Here is a 20,966-nt window from a genome sequence, read left to right as displayed (position 1 = left end):
ATTAAGCCTAGCCAAGGGTGTGGGTTTCGGCTAATCCGGGTGCGGCCCAAAAACCGGTAGCTGCCAGTGCCAGCGAATGGCGCCCAGGCGCACCAGTAAGGTCGCCACCATCCCCAATAACATAGCCGTCAGCAAATTCATCCCAAGCTCAATGGCCAATACATACAACACACCACCGATAATGCAGGTGGTGGCGTAAAGCTCTCCCTTCAGTACTAACGGGATTTCCCGGCAGATCACATCACGGATAAGGCCGCCAAAGACCCCAGTCATCACTCCCATCACTATCGCAATAAAAGGACCGGCACCATAATTCAGGGCCTTTTGCAGACCCATTACATTAAAAAAGGCCAAACCAAAGGCGTCGGCCACCAGCAGCACTTGAAGAGGAAAGGTTTCCCGGGCCCGTAACCATAAAATAGTCGCCAGGGCAGCAGCCATAATGGCATACAAAAAATCCGGTTCTTGCACCCAGAACACCGGTAAGTCGAGGATCATATCGCGCAGAGTACCGCCGCCGATGGCCGTTACAGAGGCCAACACCACCACACCGAAGCCGTCCATATGTTTGCGATAGGCCATTAACGTCCCGGACACCGCAAAGACGGCGACGCCGAGTAAATCGATCCAATGCAACCACTGCCCCATAACCAACCCATTTCTTTAAAATTCAGGGGGATAATCCATTACTCGGAAAACAAAAACAACGCTTTAGAAAAAAAGCCGCAATAAACCCTTGCCTGAAGATGAAATGCCGTGCTATTTGTAAAAATAGTGACGTATTCCGGATAGAAGAATAGGACAAACCTTTCGCTATCCCCCTTGATGAGCAAACTGCTTAACATGAATTTCCTAGCCAAGCTTCTTCTTACTGTTGCCCTCAATGTGGCAGTGATTGTCGTGGTGATTATTCCATCTCCGCGGGGGAAGCCCTTGGCCTAAAGTAGCCCAGCTTCAAAAAACCCCCGCACGAAAGTCCGGGGGTTTTTTCGTTTCTGGGCCGGTAAAAAATGATGACAGCCGGAACAGTTGAAAATGAGCAATAAAATGACAGGTGCACAGGCAATCCTTAAATTTCTCGGCCATCAGGGCATTGAAGCGGTGTTCGGTTACCCGGGCGGAGCCATTATGCCCTTGTATGATGCATTGCTGGATTCGCCCATCCGTCACTACCTGTGCCGCCATGAACAAGGCGCTGCCTTTGCGGCCATCGGCCAGGCCCGCTCAACCAATAGCGTGGGGGTATGCGTCGCCACCTCGGGTCCGGGCGCCACTAATCTGCTGACCAGTCTGGCCGACGCCAAGCTGGACTCAGTACCGTTAGTGGTGATCACCGGCCAGGTGGCGCGCCCGGCCATGGGTACCGATGCCTTCCAGGAAGTGGATGTACTGGGATTGTCGCTGTCCATCAGCAAACACAGTATGCAGGTGCTGGATGGCAAAGATTTACTGCCGAGTCTGGAACGCGCTTTTTTCATTGCTCAGGATGGTCGCCCCGGGCCGGTACTGGTGGATATTCCAAAGGATATCCTGTTATCAGAAGTGAGTTTCCCGGCCCTGAAACCCGTACAACCGAACACAACGACCTCAGCTGATGCGGACCTTATCGCCAAAGCCAATCAATTGCTGGCACAGGCCAAACGCCCGCTCGCCTATGTAGGTGGTGGTGTTGGCATGGCAGAGGCCGTGCCGCAATTGCGGGACTTTATCACCACCAACAGTTTACCCACGGTATCGACCCTCAAAGGCCTGGGTGCCGCCGATGCCGATCATCCTTTGTATCTGGGCATGTTGGGCATGCATGGACTACCCGCGGCCAATCTGGCCGTGCAGGAATGCGATCTACTCATTGCCATCGGCGCACGTTTGGACGATAGGGTAACCGGCAAACTGGATGAATTTGCGCCCCACGCCAAACTGCTGCATCTGGACATTGATCCGGCCGAAATCCACAAGCGCCGCCAGGCCGATGTGGCAATTTTGGGGGATTTGCAAGCGATCCTGCCGCAATTACAAGGGCCGGCCTCAGCAGCTTGGTGTCACCATATAGCCCAACGTAAGGCAGCAAAAGCCTATAACTATTCGCAAGCTGATGACGCAGAGAATATTCATGCTCCCACTCTGCTTCACTATTTAAGTGAGCAGACTAAGCGAGAAGCCATTGTTAGCTGCGATGTGGGCCAACATCAGATGTGGGTGGCCCAGCATATGACATTTGCCGATCCTACCCGACATTTAAGTAGCGGCGGCCTGGGCACCATGGGATTTGGCCTGCCCGCAGCTATTGGTGCACAAGTGGCCCATCCCGACAAAGCGGTTATCGCCGTATGTGGTGATGGCTCATTTATGATGAATGTGCAGGAACTGGCCACCCTGCGTCGCTATGGCCTGCCGGTGAAGATTCTGGTGCTGGATAACCAGCGTTTGGGCATGGTGAAACAGTGGCAGGAGCTATTCCATCAAGAACGCTACAGCGAAACGGATTTGTCCGACAATCCGCCCTTCAGCCGCCTGGCCCAGGCTTTTGATATTGCCGCCGAGGAAATCAGTGAACCAAGTCAGGTGCAGGAAGCAGTAGCCCGTATGCTGGCTCATCAGGGGCCTTATCTTTTGCATGTCAGGCTCGACGCTAACGCCAACGTCTGGCCTATCGTGCCACCCAATACCGCCAACCATCAAATGTGGGAGCAACCTCAATGAACTATCAATTAATGCTGTCATTACAAGATCAACCTGCGGTAATGGAGAGGGTGCTGCAAACCACCCGTTACCGTGGTTTTTGTATTCATCAATTGCGTATGCAGCAAGGTCCTAAGGGACTGTCAGTGACCATGGACGTGAGTGGACAACAACCCATTCATATACTGACGGGCCAGTTGCGTAAACTGTATGATTTATCATCACTGGAAATTGCCAGCGCACAACCGGTTGGCAAAACGGCATAGAAAGGAATATTTATGGCAAAGAAAACAGCTGAATTTATTTGGTTTAACGGCGATATCATGCCCTGGCAGGACGCCAAAGTGCATGTCATGACCCACGCCATTCACTATGGCTCCTCGGTATTCGAGGGCGTTCGCGCCTACCATACACCGGATAAAGGCACCTGCATTTTTCGCCTGCAAGATCACACCCGGCGCCTGTTGGATTCGGCCAAAATATATCGCATGACCATCCCTTATACGGCAGAGCAAATTAACCAAGCCTGTAAAGATATTGTGCGTCAAAACAAGCTGAAATCTGCCTATATCCGACCTATCGCTTTTTATGGCGATATTGGTATGGGTTTGCAGATCCCATTTGGTCAGGAGACAGAATTAGTAGTCGCGGCCTTCGAATGGGGAGCTTACTTGGGCGAGGAAGGCCTGAAAAATGGTGTTGATGCTGGCGTGACTTCCTGGAATCGCTTGGCTGCCAATACCATGCCTACCGGCGCCAAAGCCGGTGGAAACTATCTTTCATCCCAACTGATTTCTATGGAAGCCCGTCGGCACGGCTACCAGGAAGGTATTGCCCTGGATATCAACGGCTATTTGAGCGAAGGGGCGGGCGAAAACCTGTTTATTTTCCGTGACGGCAAGGTGTCCACACCTCCTCGCACCGCCGCCATTTTGCCGGGCATCACCCGCGATACGGTCATTACCTTGCTGAAAGAGCTAGGCTATGAAGTCCGGGAGGAAAATATTCCCCGTGAAACCCTGTATCTGGCCGATGAGATCCTGATGTGCGGCACCGCCGCCGAAGTTACCCCGGTGCGCAGTGTGGATGGTATCAAAGTGGGTAATGGTGGCCGCGGCCCCATCACCGAGAAAGTACAAGAGAAGTTCTTCGGGCTGTTTAACGGCAGCACCGAAGACAAATGGGGCTGGTTAACACCAGTCGAATAACCAGGCAGCCCACACAAGGCCTGCTATTAAAGATTATTGCAAGAATTAAGGAAGTCCTATGCCAAAGTTACGTTCAGCCACCACCACTCAGGGGCGCAATATGGCCGGTGCTCGTGCGCTATGGCGCGCTACCGGTATGACCGATGCGGATTTTGGTAAGCCCATTATTGCCGTGGCCAACTCTTTCACCCAGTTTGTGCCCGGCCATGTGCACCTCAAGGATATGGGTCAATTGGTCGCCCGTAGCATCGAAAAAGCCGGTGGCGTGGCCAAGGAATTTAATACCATCGCCGTGGATGACGGCATTGCCATGGGCCATGGCGGCATGCTCTATAGCCTGCCCTCGCGCGAGCTGATCGCCGACTCGGTGGAGTACATGGTCAATGCCCACTGTGCCGATGCGCTGGTATGCATTTCCAACTGTGACAAGATCACCCCCGGCATGCTGATGGCAGCTCTGCGCCTGAATATCCCTGTGGTATTCGTTTCCGGTGGACCAATGGAGGCGGGTAAAACCAAGCTCTCTGATCAGATTATCGCCCTGGATCTGGTGGATGCCATGGTGGCGGCAGCCGATCCAAAAGTTTCCGATAAAGACAGCGAAGAAATCGAGCGTTCCGCCTGCCCTACCTGTGGCTCTTGCTCCGGCATGTTTACCGCCAACTCCATGAACTGCCTGACCGAGGCGTTGGGTTTATCACTGCCAGGTAACGGCTCGATGCTGGCCACCCATGCCGACCGTAAGCAGCTTTTCTTAAAAGCCGGAGAACTGGTGGTGGAGTTATGCCAGCGTTACTACCGCGACAATGACGAGTCGGCACTACCGCGCAATATCGCCAACTTCCAGGCCTTTGAAAATGCCATGAGCCTGGATATCGCCATGGGCGGCTCGACCAATACCATTTTGCATCTGTTAGCGGCCGCCCAAGAGGCGGAGGTGGATTTCAGCATGGCTGATATCGACCGCTTGTCGCGCAAAGTACCCCATCTTTGCAAAGTGGCGCCGGCGACCCAGAAATACCATATGGAAGATGTGCATCGCGCCGGTGGCGTGATGGGCATCCTGGCCGAGTTGCACCGCGGTGGACTATTAAATGCCGAGGCCGGACACGTTCTGGGTCAATCCATGGAAAAGGTGATTGGCAATTGGGATGTGGTGGACGAAGCCAATGAAACCGCACGCATGTTCTATCGCGCAGGTCCTGCCGGTATTCGCACCACACAGGCTTTCAGTCAGAGTTGTCGCTATCCCGAGTTGGACACCGACCGTGAGGGCGGCTGTATCCGTAATATGCAGCATGCCTTTAGCCTTGAGGGCGGCTTGGCAGTGCTGTTCGGTAACCTGGCACCCAACGGCTGTATCGTCAAAACTGCCGGGGTGGATGAGTCCAACCTGCGCTTTGAGGGCCCGGCGCGAATTTTTGAGAGTCAGGATGCGGCAGTCGCCGGTATCCTTAATGACGAAGTGCAAAGCGGGGAAGTGGTCATTATCCGCTATGAGGGTCCCAAAGGCGGTCCGGGTATGCAGGAAATGCTCTATCCCACTTCCTACTTAAAATCCAAAGGCCTGGGTAAAGCCTGTGCCCTGGTCACCGACGGACGATTCTCTGGCGGTACTTCAGGATTGTCCATCGGCCATGTGTCACCAGAGGCAGCAGGTGGTGGCAATATCGCCTTAGTGCAACCAGGTGATCCTATCGCCATCGATATTCCCAACCGTCGTATTGAGTTATTGGTGTCTGATGTGGAATTGGATGAACGGCGCGCCGCCATGCAGATGCGTGACAAACCCTGGCAACCGGAAAACCGTGAGCGCCAGGTATCTCTGGCCCTGAAAACTTACGCCATGCTGGCCACCAGCGCCGACAAGGGCGCGGTGAGGGATAAATCCTTGCTGGAGGGCTATTAATGGCCCTCTCCGATACCGACTACCTCAGAAAGATCCTGCTTTCACCCGTCTATGATGTGGCGGTGAAGAGCGATCTGGTGCATCTGAATAAACTCTCCGCTTCTCTTGGTAACGATATCTGGCTGAAACGCGAAGACCAGCAGCCGGTAAAATCTTTTAAATTGCGCGGCGCCTACAACCGCCTTTGCCAGCTTACCGATGCACAAAAAGCCGCAGGCGTGATTGCCGCCTCTGCCGGTAACCATGCCCAAGGCGTGGCCTACTCGGCGCGCATCAAAGAAATCAAAGCCGTGATTGTGATGCCGGAAACCACCCCGGATATTAAAGTGGATGCAGTGCGCAGCTTTGGCGGCAAGCAGGTGGAGGTGATCCTGCACGGTACCAGTTTCGATGCCGCCAACGCCAAGGCCAAGGAATTAGCCGCCGAGCATGGCTATGCCTATATCCCCCCCTTCGATGATCCCGATGTGATTGCCGGACAAGGCACCATTGGCCGCGAATTGCTGGAACAAAATCCCAACCTGGAAACCCTGTTTATTGCGGTTGGCGGTGGCGGATTGGCCGCCGGTATTGCCGTCTATCTTAAGCAACTTAAGCCGGATTTACGCATTGTAGCGGTGGAATCGGAAGAGTCTGCCTGCTTACAAGCAGCCATGGCAGCCGGTAAGCCGGTGGAATTGCCCAGTGTCGGTATCTTCGCCGATGGGGTGGCGGTCAAACTGATTGGTATAGAAACTTTTCGCCTCTGTCAGCAATATGTGGATGAAGTGATCACTGTCTCCAGCGATGAGATCTGCGCCGCCATTAAGGATATTTTCGATGATACCCGGGTCATTGCCGAACCAGCAGGCGCCCTATCGGTAGCGGGCATTCGTAAGTATGTTCAGCGCCATAATCTTAAAGGTCAGCAACTGGGCGGTATTCTTTGCGGTGCCAATATTAACTTTCATACGCTGCGTTATGTGTCAGAGCGCTGCGAACTGGGAGAGCAAAAAGAGGCAGTGTTTGCGGTACGTATTCCCGAGCGCCGGGGGGCCTTCAGGCATTTCTGCGGACTACTCGGCGGACGTGCCATTACCGAATTTAATTATCGCTACGCCAGTGATGACGAGGCCCATATTTTTGTAGGCCTGAAGCTACGCCAGGGCCGCGCCGAATTTGAGCAGATAGAAAAAGTCCTGCGCAGCGAAGGCTACGATCTGTTTGATCTGTCAGACAATGAAATGGCCAAGCTGCATGTGCGTTACATGGTGGGTGGCAGGCCGCCTAGTCTGCTCAATGAACATGTATTTTCCTTCGAGTTTCCCGAGTATCCGGGCGCCTTGATGAAGTTTCTTAATACCCTGGGTGAGCGCTGGAACATCACCTTATTCCATTACCGCAACCATGGTGCCGCAGAAGGACTGGTATTGGCGGGCTTTGATATTCCTGCCGATACCAGGGCGGAGTTTGACAGCCATGTGGCACAGCTCGGCTACCACTTTGAGGAGCAAACGACCAATCCGGCTTACCGCTTCTTTTTGTCAGAATTAAATGGGATTGAAAAGTAGCGTTTTGAAAAACTGTGCTTTACTTGCCTAACCACAACAAGGTGAGCATCGAGATGGAAGAGGGCCTGAAAGAGAAAACCGGAAAAACATTGGATGAATGGAAAGCCCTGTTAGCGCCCAAGGGCTTTGCCAAACATGGCGAGATTATGGCGTTTCTCAAGGGAGACTGTGGCCTGACCCATGGCTATGCCAACTTTATTGCCCTCAAGTTCCGCGAAGCAGACGCCGCATCGCACTCTGAAGAGGACTTACTGAGTGCCCAGTACAAGGGCAAAGAGAGCCTGCTGCCTATTTTCGACAAACTTCGTGATGAAATCCTGAAACTGGGCAGCGATATTGAGGTAGCGCCCAAAAAGGCAGCAGTCAGTTTTCGCCGCAAACGCCAGTTTGCCTTGGTACAACCTTCCACCAAGACCCGTATCGACCTGGGACTTAAGTTTAATAACCGGCCCCATAGCGGACGTTTAGAGACCTCAGGCCCTTTTGGCACCATGTGCACCCACCGCGTTCAGTTGACCAGCCCTGAGCAAATAGACCAACAAGTGCTTCAGTGGCTCAAAGACGCTTACGATGAAGCGGGCTAATACCAAGTCCAATAATGATCTGGTTAACTCAGAGCAGGTCAGAAGGGCTTATATCTGCAACTGCTCCTGCGTTGTTCTACTTCACGCCATCCATGGCGCTCCCTGCGGGCGAGGCCAAAATGCCCCCTTGGCTGTGTTAGAGGCCCTTGATTTAGCCCCACTAAACCTGCTGGCCTCTGCCTTGCCAAGGAACATTTTGCCTCTCGCTGAGTGATCACATCATTAATGGACTTGGTATACGCTTAATGATCTTCTTCCTCGAGCGCCAGTCCGGCCAGTCCTGCCACCATCAGCATCAACAGCGGCACACCGATCACATGCATACTCATCGGCATCTCAGTCTGCCATTGGATCCAAAAGGTCAATAACCAACTGCCCAGCATCAGGGCTACCACTAACCAATGTTTAATCAGGTGACTCATGATTTATCCTCCACGTTCAACCTGGGGAAATTGTAGTCTCTTGCAAATCTGACGGTTAGTGGCAATAATGATAAAAAAAGTGCCAATAGTGACATCATGACACCGAAAAAGATTGCCATCCTGGCCACAGATAACGCCATGGGCTCCACCTTGATGGCGGCGGTGGACTTCTTCGCCTTCGCCAATTCATTCTGGCGCTATTTGCACCCGCTGGAGCAACAGGTTCCCTTTGAGACAGCTGTATATAAAGCCGGCGGCGGTAACATTCAGTGCTCGAACGGCTTTGTGTTGCCTTGTCAGGACTTGTCGGCACTTAAGGATGCCGATGCACTGATCTCTGTTGCCGCCTACACCTACGATAAAGGTGGCTTTAGAGAATATCTGACCGAACTTCAGCCCGCCCTATCAACGCTTCGTGAAGCCAAAGCCAGAGGTACTTGGTTGGTCAGTCATTGCACTGGCACCTTTTCATTGGGTGAAGCCGGGGTGCTGGACAATGAGCAAGCCACCAGTTGTTGGTGGATGAAGGATATTTTTAGCGAACGTTACCCGAAAGTGCATCTGCGTATGGATGAAATTGTGGTCACAAGCAACAGGGTGATAACCGGCGGCGCCACCACCTCCTTTCCCAATGTCTGTCTGAAATTGCTGGAGGAGCTAATCGGCGTGCAGTTTGCTAATGGCCTGGGCAAATTAATGCTGCTGGACCGACAGCGTCTGTCGCAACAAACCTTTATGGACCCGACCCTGGTTATCCGTCATCGGGATAGCCTTATCGAGCAGGTGCAGGACTGGATGCTGGCCAACTATGCCGAGCAGGTCAGCCTGGATGCCCTGTGTGACAAATTTGCCGTCACCAAGCGCACCTTAATTCGGCGCTTTAAGGCCGCCACCGGGGAAACGCCACTGGCCTATTTGCAACAAGTGCGGGTGGAACAGGCGAAGAACCTGCTGGCTGGAACCGATATGCCGGTTGAACGTATTGTAGAGAAAGTGGGGTATGGTGATCCGGCGTCATTCAGAAAGCTCTTTGTAGCCCAAACCCAGTTGACGCCTAAGGCTTACCGGCAGCGCTTTAGCTACCTGCCGGCGTTAAGTGCTTAGATACCAAGTATTGGTTATTCGCGCTCGCTCAGTTCCTGTTCAAGCTTAGCCAGGCGCTCTTCCATGGCGGTGAGCTTTTCACGGGTGCGGATCAGCACCTGAGTTTGTACATCAAATTCTTCACGGCTAACAAAGTCCAGCTTGCTTAGCTGTGCCTGCAATACCTGCTTAACCTTGGCTTCCGCCCCTTCTGCTACTTGCTTTACGCCAGGGGGAATGGCATCGGAAATATGCTTGGCAATTTCTTCCAGTTTCTTGGGATCTAACATGTTCTTTCCTGTGGGGATCTCTTTAGGCGAGTATATCAATTATGGGGCTTGAAGGAATCAAGCCCCACATCAACAGGAATTAATGCAGGCGCTCCGCCAATTCCCAAGGCTCCAGCACCAATCCGTCTTCACCGGGTACCGGGAAAACTACCACCTGGATTTCATCATCCTCCAGACCCGGCAACCATTTGTCTTGCCAATCCTTAAGGCTGATGGCATGCGGACGGCAATGGGCCCATTCGCCCTCAATCCAATCCTGCACAAATTCACTGGCCGGCCACACCGGAATGCAGTCTTCATCTTCGGCGGTCATCATCATCGCGCCATGATCATCCACCAGTGTCCAAACGGTCTTCTTCTCCTGTATCAGTTTGTTGAAATAGCCGACCCGTTGCTCCGGGGTCTGGGACAGCACCGATTGCTTCATATCCAGGGTGAGTTCAGCGTTCATGGGATCACTCCTTTTTGGCGTTGAGAGCAGAAACCAGTATTTGTGCGTGCTCGGCCAAATCATGACCGAGATCGGTTAGATAACCACCGTCTATACGATTAATAATCCCCTTATCAAAAAGCCGTTTAGCCGCGTCCACCACTTGCGGATCGGCGTCATGATGGATTTTGAGACCTTGGGTCAGGCTGTCATGGGGAAACTTGAGTAGCAGATTGAGTTCCGCAACGAGGGAAGAATCGAAGGCCATGGCATACTCCTATGTATAACCTTTGGAAGCCCTTAAGACTGCCTCACGGCAATCAGGGCTCTTATTTTCGGTACATGCCGTCGAAGACATCAGTCCAGGTCTCGCCATCGTCTTTGCTGACCTGCCAATGCTGACGCACCGTTCCGTCCATATTGGGCGTCCAGCGAATACGGTGCAAGTGTTTTTCACCCTTGGCTGAGAGGCCCGGTCCCTGTAGTACCATGACACCGCCTTCCAGGCGACCTTCTAATTGTAACAACTGTCCTTGATTATCCACCCAGGTCTGATGCCAGAGGTCGCGACTTTTATCGTAGATATTCAGACTGCGCCCTTCAAAGCCACTCTCGGTGCGATAATGTTCCCTGAGCACACAGTTATCCAGATCGGCGCTGATCTCATTAGTACCGGCTAGCGTACCCTTGGCCGTTACTTGCCAACTGCCTAACCAAAAATCGAACTGGTCATATTCCGGGCCTTCACAAGCACTGTGTACCAACGGACTAAAAAGGGCTGCGAGGGTTAACAAGATTCTCATTCGCTTCTCGGTTATAATGGCTTTGTTTAAAAATATAACTCAAACACATGAAATACAAAGACTTACGGGACTTTATCGGGCAGCTCGAAAAACAGGGCGAGCTTAAGCGCGTCAGTATCGAAATCGATCCGGTACTGGAGATGACGGAAATCGCCGATCGCACCCTGCGTGCCGGTGGTCCCGCCATCTTATTTGAAAATCCAAAGGGCTTCGATATTCCCGTTCTGGCCAATCTTTTTGGCACGCCCAAAAGGGTGGCCATGGGTATGGGACAAGAATCGGTGGAAGCCCTACGCGAAGTAGGCAAGCTGCTCGCTTACTTAAAAGAGCCCGAGCCGCCAAAAGGCTTTAAGGACTTGTGGGATAAACTCCCCGTCTTCAAGCAAGTGCTGAATATGCCGGCCAAAGAGGTTAGCAAAGCCCCCTGCCAACAAGTGATACTCAGTGGCGAGCAGGTGGATTTGACACGCCTGCCTATTCAAACCTGTTGGCCTGGCGATGCTGCACCGCTAATCACCTGGGGTCTGACGGTGACCCGCGGTCCCCATAAAAAACGCCAGAATCTGGGTATCTATCGCCAGCAACTGCTGGGCCCCAATAAACTTATTATGCGTTGGTTGTCTCATCGCGGCGGTGCACTGGATTTTCGTGAATGGTGTGAAGCGCATCCAGGCGAAAAATTCCCGGTGGCGGTAGCCTTAGGCGCCGATCCGGCCACCATTTTGGGCGCCGTTACGCCTGTCCCCGATACCCTCTCGGAATATGCCTTCGCGGGATTGCTGCGCGGTGATAAAACCGAAGTGGTTAAATGTATCAGCAACGATTTGCAGGTCCCGGCCAGCGCGGAAATCATTCTGGAAGGCTATATCGAACCAGGTGAAATGGCACCGGAGGGCCCTTATGGTGATCACACCGGCTATTACAACGAAGTAGATGATTTTCCGGTCTTTACCGTGACCCATCTGACCCATCGTAAGGACCCGATCTACCATTCGACTTACACGGGTAGGCCACCCGATGAGCCGGCTATTTTGGGCGTCGCCCTGAATGAAGTTTTTGTGCCCATTTTGCAAAAGCAATTTCCCGAAATTGTGGATTTTTATTTGCCGCCAGAGGGCTGTTCCTACCGTATGGCCGTGGTCACTATGAAAAAGCAATATCCTGGTCATGCCAAACGGGTGATGATGGGGGTGTGGTCATTCCTGCGCCAGTTTATGTACACCAAGTTTGTGATTGTTTGCGACGATGATGTGAACGCACGTGACTGGAACGACGTGATCTGGGCCATCACCACCAGAATGGACCCAGCGCGCGACACCACCATGATTGAAAATACCCCCATCGACTATCTGGATTTTGCCTCGCCGGTTTCCGGCTTGGGCTCCAAGATGGGGATGGATGCCACCAATAAATGGCCAGGTGAAACCGACAGGGAATGGGGAATACCCATTACCATGCGCCAGGACATTAAAGATAAAATCGACGGCCTGTGGGATGACCTCGGCCTGGTTGCCAATAAAGATTAAACGAGATGACAGAGATTCAAGCCAAAGTACACAGCATCACACCCCTTACCGCCAATGTGTACCGTATTGTGTTGGCACTACCTCAGCCATTGCCTTTTAAAGCGGGGCAATATCTGCGGGTAATTATGGGCGATAAAGACAAACGCCCTTTCTCTATCGCCAGCGCCCCAGGCGAAGATGAGCTGCTGGAACTGCATATTGGCGCCGCCGAGAACAACCCCTGGACCATGCAAGTCATTGAGAAGCTGCGCCAGCAACCATTCATCAACATAGATGGTCCTCATGGCAAAGCACATCTGCGCGAAAACGGTGCAAGACCTCGTATTCTTATAGCCGGCGGTACCGGATTCTCCTACACCTGGAGTATCCTGCAGGAACTGCTGAGATCCCCATTAAAAGAACCGTTGTTCCTTTATTGGGGCACCCGCACCCTGGACGACATGTATGCCCATGATGCGCTTGTGGCCTTAGCGGCCAAGCATGAGAAGTTTAAGTTTATCCCAGTATTGGATCAGCCCCACCATGATTGGCAGGGCCGCAATGGCTGGGTACATAAAGCCGTCATGGAGGACTTTATCAGCCTGGAGCCTTACGAAGTCTACATTGCCGGACGTTTCGAGATGGCCGGTGTCGCCCGCGAAGACTTCCATCAGCAAGGTCTGCTGCTGGAAAATCTGTTCGGCGATGCTTACGAATTTATTTAATTTTTGCAGGTACAGACATGGACAGTCCCGACTACGGCAATTACACGCCTGAAGAGTTGTATCAAGCCCTCAGCAGTATTGATAAAGAAGCCTATCCGGAAAATTACAGGCGCCTGAAATCAGAGTGGGCTAAACGCTCACACCTGGACGCTCAACCAGCACCCGAGCCTGAGGCAGAAGGCGGACCATGGTCCATAGGTGGATGGCTGATTTTAGTGGGATTCGGGATTTGTGTGGGACCGGTGCGACTGTTACTGGCGCTGACCAGCGAAGAATATCTTCAGGCGTTTTCTGTGGACGTTTGGCGCAATCTTACCGATCCGGATAGTCCTGCTTACCGCCCCTTGTATGGGCCTCTTTTTGTGACTGAGGTGGCGGCTAACTTACTGATCCTGCTATTGTCATTGTTGCTGATCTACTTGTTCTTTTGGCGCAAAAAGTTGTTCCCCAGACTTTATGCTGTCTTGGCCTATTCTGCTTTAGTGTTCACGCTGCTAAGCGCCAAAGCCACCGAATACGTATTCGCAGATGTTCTGGACAGATTGCCACCACTACTGCCCATAGAAACACTTCTTCCACAACTGGTCGCCTGTTTTGTTTGGGTGCCCTATATGTTCTTCTCTGAGCGAGCCCAAAAGACCTTTGTGCACTAGCCAAACTGTTTGGCAGGCAATCTGATTTCGGCGCAAGCGCCAGGACCATCGTGATTATTGGTTAACTGCAATGTGCCGCCATGTTGCTCAATAATTTGACGACAGAAAGCCAGGCCGATTCCCTGCCCCTTTTCCTTAGTGGTGTAGAAAGGCACGAAAAGGTTGTCCGGATTCTGGATACCCCTGCCTTGGTCAATGATGCGTATGCGTTGTTCGTCCGCCACCCTATCCACTTCCAGGCGCACCGCGAGGTTTTCGCCACCGGCTTCTTCGGCATTTTTCAGCAGATTAATCAGCACCTGCTCCAGCAATGTGGGGTCTGCCCATAGAATCTCTGTGTTGATACAGGTTTCCAGTGCCAAGCCTGGATTAAGGGCCCGAAGCCGCGGGACCAATTCCGACAGCGCAATATCTCTGGGCTCGGGAGTCGCCGTTTTCGACAGGCTGGCGTAACGGTCAACAAAGTCTTGCAGGGATTGGCTACGATTCACGATGACGTCCAGCGCCTGCTTGGATCTTTCATCCTGCTGCATCATCGATAGGCTTTGTGCCAGAGACTTGATAGGAGTCAGGGAGTTGCGGATCTCATGGCTTAGCACTCGAATAAGCCGTCGCCAGGCAAGCTGTTCGGCCTGGTTGAGTTCTTTTTCAATATTGGTCAGTACCAATAGTTCAAACACCCCTTCGGTTTGCTGGAAATGGCTCTTACGCAATTGCCAGCGCCTACCCTGCTGTGTATCAGCAAACCGCCATCCATCCTGTTCCCGGACTAATCCCAATTGCTGGGCGCCCATGCCTCTTACACTTTGCCAGGGGCGATTTAACCAAACAGAAAAGGCTGCATTGGCATGGCTAAGACGCTGCTTGGGATCGAACACCAGGATTGGTGTGTCCAATTGCTCTATCAGGCGGTAGATAAGAAACACATGCTGGTCATAGCGACTCTTGCGTTTCTGCAGCTCTTCAGACAATCCATTGATTTCACTGACCAGCTCAGAGGCGATACCTCTGCGGTAATGCCCCCGCATCCTCAGGCTGTAATCCTCCAGGCGAATGGCCTCAACTTGCGAGGTCAGTCGGTAAAACGGATCCAGCAATTGCCGGTACAATCGCCCCAGGAACACTCCCAGCGGGGCCAATACCAGTAACAAAAGGGTTAATGTCAGTAGCAAAGAAGCGCCAGTAGAATGCAGACAGAATAAGAGCAGGAAGGTGACCAGTGTGAACAGTGCAAAACCCGTCCATTGCAGCTGTCTTTCCAGTGAGGGGCGCGGTTTTCTAGGCATCTTTAGCCTTAATGCCGAATTTTTCCATACGCCGATAGATGGCGCTCTTGCTGATCCCCAACAATTCTGCGGCTTCCCTCGCCATGCCGCCGGTCTGTTTCAAGGCTTGCTGCAATAATTGTTGCTCGGCTTCATCCAAAGGCATCAATGGCAGCGCTTCGCCGTGCAGAGGACTCTGCACCTGAGCGCGCAACTGCAAGTCTTGAGCCTCAATTCTGCTGCCCCGGCAAAGTAGTACGGCCCTTTCCATCATATGGCTGAGCTCGCGTATATTCCCTGGCCAGGCGTAGGCTTGCAAAGGGCTTTCCACATCCGGCGCAAGGCTTAACTCCGGGCGGGCATATTTATGGCCATGTAGCGCAACAAAATGGCGGGCCAGGGGTAAGATGTCCTCAGGCCGTTCCCGCAATGCCGGGATCCTCAGTTCAATGGTATTCAGCCGGTAATAGAGATCGGGACGGAACAGCCCTTGTTGCATTAAGGCAGAAAAGTCACCATTGCTGGCGCTGATCAGGCGAATATCACACTGCTGGGTGCGGCTTGAGCCCACCGGCTCAAATTCTCCCGACTCCAAGACTCTGAGTAGTTTTGCTTGCTGACTAAGGGGAATATTGGCAATTTCATCCAAAAATAGGGTGCCGCCTTTGGCCATTTCGAAGCGGCCGATACGATTTTCCCTGGCGTCGGTAAACGCACCTTTGGTATGGCCGAACATCTCACTTTCAAAGAGCTGCTCGGGGATGGCGCCCATGTTCACCGTCACCAAACTTTGCTCCCGACGCAAAGATTGCTGGTGTATGGCACGGGCGATACTGCTCTTGCCGGTGCCATTTTCGCCGGTGAGCAATAACGTGGCATCGGTTTTAGCCAGACGCTCAATTTGTTCATGCAGGCAGGCCATGGCATCGCTTTGCCAAATCAATTCAGATTGATTCTGCAATGCTTGATTGTGCTGCTTCAAGCCGCGATTTTGGCGTTCAAGCCCCTGTAACTTGAGTTGTTGCCTAACCACCTGTAACAACCGTTGATTGTCCCAGGGCTTTTCAACAAAGTCGCCGGCGCCTAGTTGCATGGCTTGCACGGCCAACTCTACGCTGGACCAGGCTGTCATCGCCACCACCGGAATGTCCAATGCAGCTTTGTGCAATTGTTGGAGGAAACTCAGACCTTCTTCGCCGGAGGTCGTATCCAGGCTGTAATTCATATCAAGCAGGATCAGCGCAATGTCGTTGCTTTTGAGTAATTCCAATGCCTGGGTGGGCGATTCCGCCTCCAGACAGTGATAGCCATGATTGCCCAACAGAAAGGCGGCGCTTAAACGCACATCGGCCTTATCATCAACAATGAGTATATTTTGCTTCATTTTTTATCTTGGCCCGGCAATGCCGGGCCTTCAGTGTTATTCGTTTCGCAGCGCCTTCACCGGGTCCTGGACTATAACCCGTCTAACCGGTAGATAACAGGCTAGTGCAGCGGTTGCTGACATCAACGGCAAAGCCGATAACAGGGCCAAGACGTTAGGCTGAACCAATTGGCTCAACTGTTGTTTGGCCAGGCCATAGGCTAGCAGCGCGATAAGCAGTCCACCCAGCAAACCTAGGGCCACAGGCAGCAGGCTTTCCAACATGATCTTGCGCTGCAATTGGTGGGTCTTTGCGCCCAACGCCATATGAATGCCCAGTTCATAACGACGCATTTGCGTGCTGTAGCTGAGTACACCGTAGATTCCTGCACCAGCAAGCAACAGCGCCAACAAAGTCAAACCCAATGTCAGGGCCGCAGATACCTTGTGGCGGTAGATCAGTTCCTGGTAGCTGGTATCTAATTTAATAAACTCTTCAATACGCAATTTGGGATAGATCTGTGCCAGGCTTTCCATAATCTGTTGCTTACTCAATGCAGAGTCAGCTGATACTTTGATGTCAAAACCAACGAAATAGGGAAAATGTGGCAAATAATATTTGGCCGCAGAGCCTTCTTCCATATCGCCTGGGTTAAAGTAGTCTTTGACCACGCCCACTACCCGCATGGGCTGATCTTCCTCGAGTTTAAATACTTTACCCAGAATGCCTCCTTCAGGAGCTAATATGTTTGCCAGGGATTCACTGACTACCATTTCGGTACTAGATTGGTCATCGGCCTGATTTTGAAAGCCCCGTCCCTGAGCCATGGGCAACTGCAACAAGTTGAAGTAGTTCTCATCGACCAGATTGATACGAAAACTACCGATACGCTGCATATTTTCATCACTGAGGGTAATACTCATGCGGCCTTCCCGAATGGGAGCTGCAATTGAACGACTCACAGCAGCGACTTGTGGCATTTTCTGCAAAGCAGATTTGAGATCACGACTCAAGGCGGCGCGGGCATCGTTATCCCTGAATTCCTGCCCAGGGTCCACGCGCAGGTGATAGAGCTGGTGGGTGTTGAAACCCAAAGGCTTTTCGATAGTTTGCAGCGCTTGTTGCATCACCATGGTACTGCCAATTAACAGCACGCAGGCGAGGCTGACCTGGGCAATGACAAGACTGCTGCGCACCTTCTTATCAATTTGTACACCGCTTCCTTTACCGCTGCTTTGTAGTTGTTCCCTGAGATCACGAAAGTTAATTACTGAACGAGACAGCCAGGCAAACAATAGAGCCAGCACCAAAGCTACAAACACAGAAAACACCAGGGTGGCAACATCCAGGGACAGCTCATGCAGCCTGGGCAATTCCCCTTCAGCCAGTTGCTGTAGCAAGACAAAACCCCAACCGGCCATTAACAAGCCCACTGTGGTGGATGCCAAACATAGCAGCAAACTCTCAGCAAACAACGCCCTGAACAGCTGTTGGGTGCGGGCTCCAAGGGAGGCCTGAATAGCCAGCATCCTGCGTTTTTGTGCGGCGCGGGATAGAAACAAATTAGTGACATTGGCAGTGGCGATAAGCAAAAGCGCCAGGGCACCGGCCAACAGAAGCAGCGCCACATTCTGACTGTCGGCGCTGATCGCATCCTCAAGACTGATAAGGGCTACACTCAGCATTTCATCTTCTAAGGTACTACCGCTGGCCCGATAAGCATCATTTAAGAGGGCACTGAGCGTTGCTTGGGCCTGCTGATGGGAGACTCCATCTTCAAGCACTGCGATGGCTTTCATGGCACTGGTAAACATCCCCCACTGTGCATCTGCATGTGGATTGTTATCCCATGACAGCCAGATATCTTCGTATTCGATATCTGTCAGTTGCGGGGGCTGGAAGTTTTCGGCGGCCACCCCAACCACCCGGTAGGTATTGTCGCCGAGTTGTAACTTGCTGCCGATAATATCCGCGCGACCTTGGTATTGCTCCTGCCATAAACGAAAACTCATCACCGCTACGTGCTCACCGGAATCTATGCCTTCTTCCTGGCTGAACGGTCGTCCCAGCGCCATTGGTGTAGCCACCAATTGAAAGTACTCGGGCGTCACATAGCGCACTGATAGGCGGGGTTGATCCTGGTGGTTAACCAGCACTGTCCTGTCTCGCTGCACTAAAGCCATCGACTCGAGTGAATTCTGTTGCTTATACAAATGCTGCATGCCGGCAATAGAGTTACTGCCATGCTGGGGAACGCCGTCAACTGTAATGACATGGTCCAGCACCATCAATTTGTCTGCATCCGGATAGGGAAACGCCTTAGTCAGCAGTAGATGGTTTAGATTGAAGATACACAGAAGCGCACCCAGGGTGATACTCAAGGTAGCGACCACAATGGCCACAAACCCAGGGGCTCGCTTCAGGCTAAGGTAGGCCAGCTTGAATTCATGAATAAGGTTGGTGACAGCCATTATACCGCCTCCTGAAAACGCAACGATTCGGCCATACGCCCATCCAGCAGATGCAGACGACGGCCGGCCATATCGGCATAACGAGGATCATGGGTTACCATGCATAAGGTGGTGCCGGCCTGGGTGAGTTTGGCCAGCATATCCATCACTGCATCGCCGTTTTTAGAGTCCAGGTTACCGGTTGGCTCATCCACCAGCAGAATGGCCGGGTCGCCCACCAATGCCCGGGCGATAGCGATACGTTGCTGCTGCCCGCCAGACAACTGATTAGGTTTGTGGCTGGTACGATGGGACATCTGCACCTTTTCCAGGCTGGCCATCACTTTGTCTTTAATCACAGAGGCAGACAATGCCGGTTCGCGGTAGCGCAGGGGCAGCGCTACGTTATCAAATACTGACAACTCATCAATCAGGTTGAATGCCTGGAAAATAAAACCAATTTTCTGATTACGGACCACCGCCCGTTCATTGATGGAGAGCTTGCTGACATCTTTGCCTTCTATCAGATAACGCCCGCTGGTGGGACTGTCGAGCAACCCCAGCAGCGACAGCAAACTGGATTTTCCACAACCGGACGGGCCGGAGATGGAGAGGTAGTCGCCATCGTAAATTTCAAGGTCGACGCCGCGCAGTGCATGGGTTTCCATTTCCTCGGTGACAAAGACCTTAGTGATATCGATCATTTGGATTTTGGCTTCGGTTGTCATGGTTAGTCCTTAATGCTGATGGAGGGTTGGTCTTGCCAGCGCGACATATCGGTGAGGATATAGGATTCTCCTACCGCGGCGCCTGCAATAATTTGAATAAAATCACCTGCCTCTGCTCCTAAGTTGATATTGGTGGCTTTGGCATGGCTTTCGTCGGATAGGCGGAACAGTCTCATGCTGTTACCAGGCCTGGCCCCGATAGGCTTTTTGATATACAAGGTGTTGGTCAATTGTCCGGTGTGGATCAGGCCATCGATGCTGAGCTCCGGCCTGGCGTTGTCGGGTAGGGCACTGGTAATTTCGACTTCCACCAGTACCGAGCCCTGCTGAATAACCGGGTCGATACGTCTGATCCGGCCCTCAGCCTGACCACCACGGGTATCGATATCCACCGACTGACCGATGGCCAATTGCTGAACCTGGGACTGGGAAACCAGCAATTGGGCCTGCAGTTCTTTCATGCTGCCCACCAAGGCAACTTGTTCGCCGATAGCGACGTTTTGTCCGAGTTCAACCGGCAATTGCTGCAGCACGCCATCCATTCCGGCGCGCACGATCAGACGCTCGAAGCGCTGCGTTATCACGGCCAATTGCTCTTGCTGCTGATCGATGCGCTCCTGAGCAATGACTAAGCTTTCTTCATGCCCCTGTGCCAGTTGCTCCAGGCGCTGCTGCTCGATGTTTAGCAGTTGCTTAAACTGCTCCAGTTCGGTGGTTGAGCGCTTGAAGTCCAGACTCGAAACAATCCCCTCGGCATGTAGTTTTGCCTCGGCTTCCACCCGGACTTGGGCCAACTCCAACTTGGAAGACAAATCAGCCAAAATCGCTTTTTGAGTCAACAGCTCACGCTGTTGGTTGATTTTGAGTTGGCGGACCTCGGCTTTGCGGTTGTCCAGCTCGCGTTTGGCATCCCGAACCTCCTGTTCCACTTCCGGATTAGACAGTCGCAATATAATGCTATCGGGGGTGACCAGCGCGCCGGGACGCAGCACAATTTCTTCAACCAAGGCATTGGTGGGTGCGGTAAGAAGCCTTTGCACCTTGGATTTAAGCTTGCCGAAGCCATCCACTTGCATCGGCAGGTCGCCTCGCTGCACTTGGGCAGTCCAAATGTCTTGGCGATCGACTTTGGCCTCGGCGCCAGGCTGAACTAATAACCAAATGCCGGCGATGGCAAAGCTGCCAAAACCCACCAGCAAACCAAGCTTACTCACCGACTTTTTGGGCTTTTCTCTTTTGATATCCATGCTTTGGCTCTATTTGCAGTTAATTAAACAGAAAAAGCAAAGCTGATGCCAATGTATATCTATTTGTTTTT

General features: G+C 52.5%; 21 protein-coding genes. 10 read left to right on the top strand and 11 right to left on the bottom strand.

Annotation, left to right across the window (positions count from 1 at the left end; all coding sequences use genetic code 11):
* Nucleotides 1-30: 30 nt before the first annotated feature.
* Complete coding sequence (locus P2G88_RS12560; protein ID WP_275796475.1) at nt 31-648, bottom strand: trimeric intracellular cation channel family protein; 618 nt, start codon at nt 646-648, stop codon at nt 31-33.
* A 399-nt stretch (nt 649-1,047) separates the two neighbouring features.
* Here P2G88_RS12560 and ilvG point away from each other — a divergent pair, with 399 nt between their 5' ends.
* Genes ilvG through P2G88_RS12530 form a run of 6 tightly spaced genes read left to right on the top strand, consistent with a single transcriptional unit; the run spans nt 1,048 to nt 7,930 of the window.
* Nucleotides 1,048-2,700 carry an acetolactate synthase 2 catalytic subunit gene (ilvG, locus tag P2G88_RS12555; RefSeq protein ID WP_275796641.1) on the top strand — a complete coding sequence of 551 codons (1,653 nt, stop codon included), beginning with the start codon at nt 1,048-1,050 and terminating at the stop codon, nt 2,698-2,700.
* Nucleotides 2,697-2,945: an acetolactate synthase 2 small subunit gene (gene ilvM, locus P2G88_RS12550; protein ID WP_275796473.1), complete on the top strand. Its 249-nt coding sequence runs from the start codon at nt 2,697-2,699 to the stop codon at nt 2,943-2,945. The genes ilvG and ilvM overlap by 4 nt, the downstream gene beginning before the upstream one ends.
* Nucleotides 2,946-2,957: 12 nt before the next feature.
* Complete coding sequence (locus P2G88_RS12545) at nt 2,958-3,887, top strand: branched-chain amino acid transaminase (protein WP_275796471.1); 930 nt, start codon at nt 2,958-2,960, stop codon at nt 3,885-3,887.
* Between the two features lie 58 nt (nt 3,888-3,945).
* Nucleotides 3,946-5,796: a dihydroxy-acid dehydratase gene (ilvD, locus tag P2G88_RS12540; protein WP_275796469.1), complete on the top strand. Its 1,851-nt coding sequence runs from the start codon at nt 3,946-3,948 to the stop codon at nt 5,794-5,796.
* Nucleotides 5,796-7,346, top strand: a complete 1,551-nt coding sequence (gene ilvA, locus P2G88_RS12535; RefSeq protein ID WP_275796467.1) for a threonine ammonia-lyase, biosynthetic — start codon at nt 5,796-5,798, stop codon at nt 7,344-7,346. Before ilvD ends, ilvA begins: the two co-directional genes overlap by 1 nt.
* A 14-nt stretch (nt 7,347-7,360) precedes the next feature.
* Complete coding sequence (locus P2G88_RS12530; RefSeq protein WP_275796465.1) at nt 7,361-7,930, top strand: DUF5655 domain-containing protein; 570 nt, start codon at nt 7,361-7,363, stop codon at nt 7,928-7,930.
* Nucleotides 7,931-8,172: 242 nt separating this feature from the next.
* Here the strand turns inward: P2G88_RS12530 and P2G88_RS12525 are convergent, their stop codons facing one another.
* Complete coding sequence (locus P2G88_RS12525) at nt 8,173-8,352, bottom strand: hypothetical protein (RefSeq protein WP_275796463.1); 180 nt, start codon at nt 8,350-8,352, stop codon at nt 8,173-8,175.
* A gap of 96 nt (nt 8,353-8,448) precedes the next feature.
* Here P2G88_RS12525 and P2G88_RS12520 point away from each other — a divergent pair, with 96 nt between their 5' ends.
* Nucleotides 8,449-9,456 (top strand): helix-turn-helix domain-containing protein, encoded by a 1,008-nt coding sequence (locus P2G88_RS12520; RefSeq protein ID WP_275796461.1) that lies wholly within the window; start codon nt 8,449-8,451, stop codon nt 9,454-9,456.
* 14 nt (nt 9,457-9,470) lie between these two features.
* Here the strand turns inward: P2G88_RS12520 and P2G88_RS12515 are convergent, their stop codons facing one another.
* The 4 genes from P2G88_RS12515 to P2G88_RS12500 all read right to left on the bottom strand — a co-directional run bounded on the left by P2G88_RS12515 (nt 9,471) and on the right by P2G88_RS12500 (nt 10,958).
* Nucleotides 9,471-9,725, bottom strand: coding sequence for an accessory factor UbiK family protein (locus tag P2G88_RS12515; protein ID WP_275796459.1), 255 nt, complete (start codon nt 9,723-9,725; stop codon nt 9,471-9,473).
* 79 nt (nt 9,726-9,804) lie between these two features.
* Nucleotides 9,805-10,176: a DUF2750 domain-containing protein gene (locus P2G88_RS12510; RefSeq protein ID WP_275796457.1), complete on the bottom strand. Its 372-nt coding sequence runs from the start codon at nt 10,174-10,176 to the stop codon at nt 9,805-9,807.
* Nucleotides 10,177-10,180: 4 nt separating this feature from the next.
* Nucleotides 10,181-10,423 (bottom strand): TIGR02647 family protein, encoded by a 243-nt coding sequence (locus P2G88_RS12505; RefSeq protein WP_275796455.1) that lies wholly within the window; start codon nt 10,421-10,423, stop codon nt 10,181-10,183.
* 61 nt (nt 10,424-10,484) lie between these two features.
* Nucleotides 10,485-10,958 (bottom strand): hypothetical protein, encoded by a 474-nt coding sequence (locus P2G88_RS12500; protein ID WP_275796453.1) that lies wholly within the window; start codon nt 10,956-10,958, stop codon nt 10,485-10,487.
* Between the two features lie 47 nt (nt 10,959-11,005).
* Here P2G88_RS12500 and ubiD point away from each other — a divergent pair, with 47 nt between their 5' ends.
* The 3 genes from ubiD to P2G88_RS12485 are packed head-to-tail and all read left to right on the top strand — an operon-like array spanning nt 11,006 to nt 13,841.
* A complete protein-coding gene (gene ubiD, locus P2G88_RS12495; protein WP_275796450.1) occupies nt 11,006-12,484 on the top strand; it encodes a 4-hydroxy-3-polyprenylbenzoate decarboxylase in 1,479 nt (492 codons plus the stop codon).
* 5 nt (nt 12,485-12,489) lie between these two features.
* On the top strand, nt 12,490-13,188 hold the full coding sequence (fre, locus tag P2G88_RS12490; protein ID WP_275796448.1) for an NAD(P)H-flavin reductase: 699 nt from the start codon (nt 12,490-12,492) through the stop codon (nt 13,186-13,188).
* Nucleotides 13,189-13,205: 17 nt separating this feature from the next.
* A complete protein-coding gene (locus P2G88_RS12485; protein WP_275796446.1) occupies nt 13,206-13,841 on the top strand; it encodes a DUF2569 domain-containing protein in 636 nt (211 codons plus the stop codon).
* On the opposite strand, the gene P2G88_RS12480 is transcribed toward P2G88_RS12485, so the two are convergent.
* The 5 genes from P2G88_RS12480 to P2G88_RS12460 are packed head-to-tail and all read right to left on the bottom strand — an operon-like array spanning nt 13,838 to nt 20,895.
* Entirely contained in the window at nt 13,838-15,127 is a 1,290-nt protein-coding gene (locus P2G88_RS12480) for an ATP-binding protein (RefSeq protein ID WP_275796445.1), read from the bottom strand. The two genes, P2G88_RS12485 and P2G88_RS12480, sit on opposite strands and share 4 nt — an antisense overlap.
* Nucleotides 15,120-16,490, bottom strand: a complete 1,371-nt coding sequence (locus tag P2G88_RS12475; protein ID WP_275796444.1) for a sigma-54 dependent transcriptional regulator — start codon at nt 16,488-16,490, stop codon at nt 15,120-15,122. The genes P2G88_RS12480 and P2G88_RS12475 overlap by 8 nt, the downstream gene beginning before the upstream one ends.
* A 36-nt stretch (nt 16,491-16,526) precedes the next feature.
* The gene (locus P2G88_RS12470; protein ID WP_275796443.1) at nt 16,527-18,941 is read right to left on the bottom strand and encodes an ABC transporter permease; all 2,415 of its coding nucleotides are present in this window, start codon (nt 18,939-18,941) and stop codon (nt 16,527-16,529) included.
* Nucleotides 18,941-19,648 carry an ABC transporter ATP-binding protein gene (locus tag P2G88_RS12465; protein WP_275796441.1) on the bottom strand — a complete coding sequence of 236 codons (708 nt, stop codon included), beginning with the start codon at nt 19,646-19,648 and terminating at the stop codon, nt 18,941-18,943. The genes P2G88_RS12470 and P2G88_RS12465 overlap by 1 nt, the downstream gene beginning before the upstream one ends.
* Nucleotides 19,649-19,650: 2 nt before the next feature.
* Nucleotides 19,651-20,895 (bottom strand): HlyD family efflux transporter periplasmic adaptor subunit, encoded by a 1,245-nt coding sequence (locus tag P2G88_RS12460; RefSeq protein WP_275796439.1) that lies wholly within the window; start codon nt 20,893-20,895, stop codon nt 19,651-19,653.
* Nucleotides 20,896-20,966: the final 71 nt, after the last annotated feature.

The organism is Aliiglaciecola sp. CAU 1673, assembly GCF_029223185.1.
In the GTDB taxonomy this organism is placed as follows: domain Bacteria; phylum Pseudomonadota; class Gammaproteobacteria; order Enterobacterales; family Alteromonadaceae; genus Bowmanella.
This window is presented reverse-complemented; position numbering and strand designations above follow the sequence as displayed.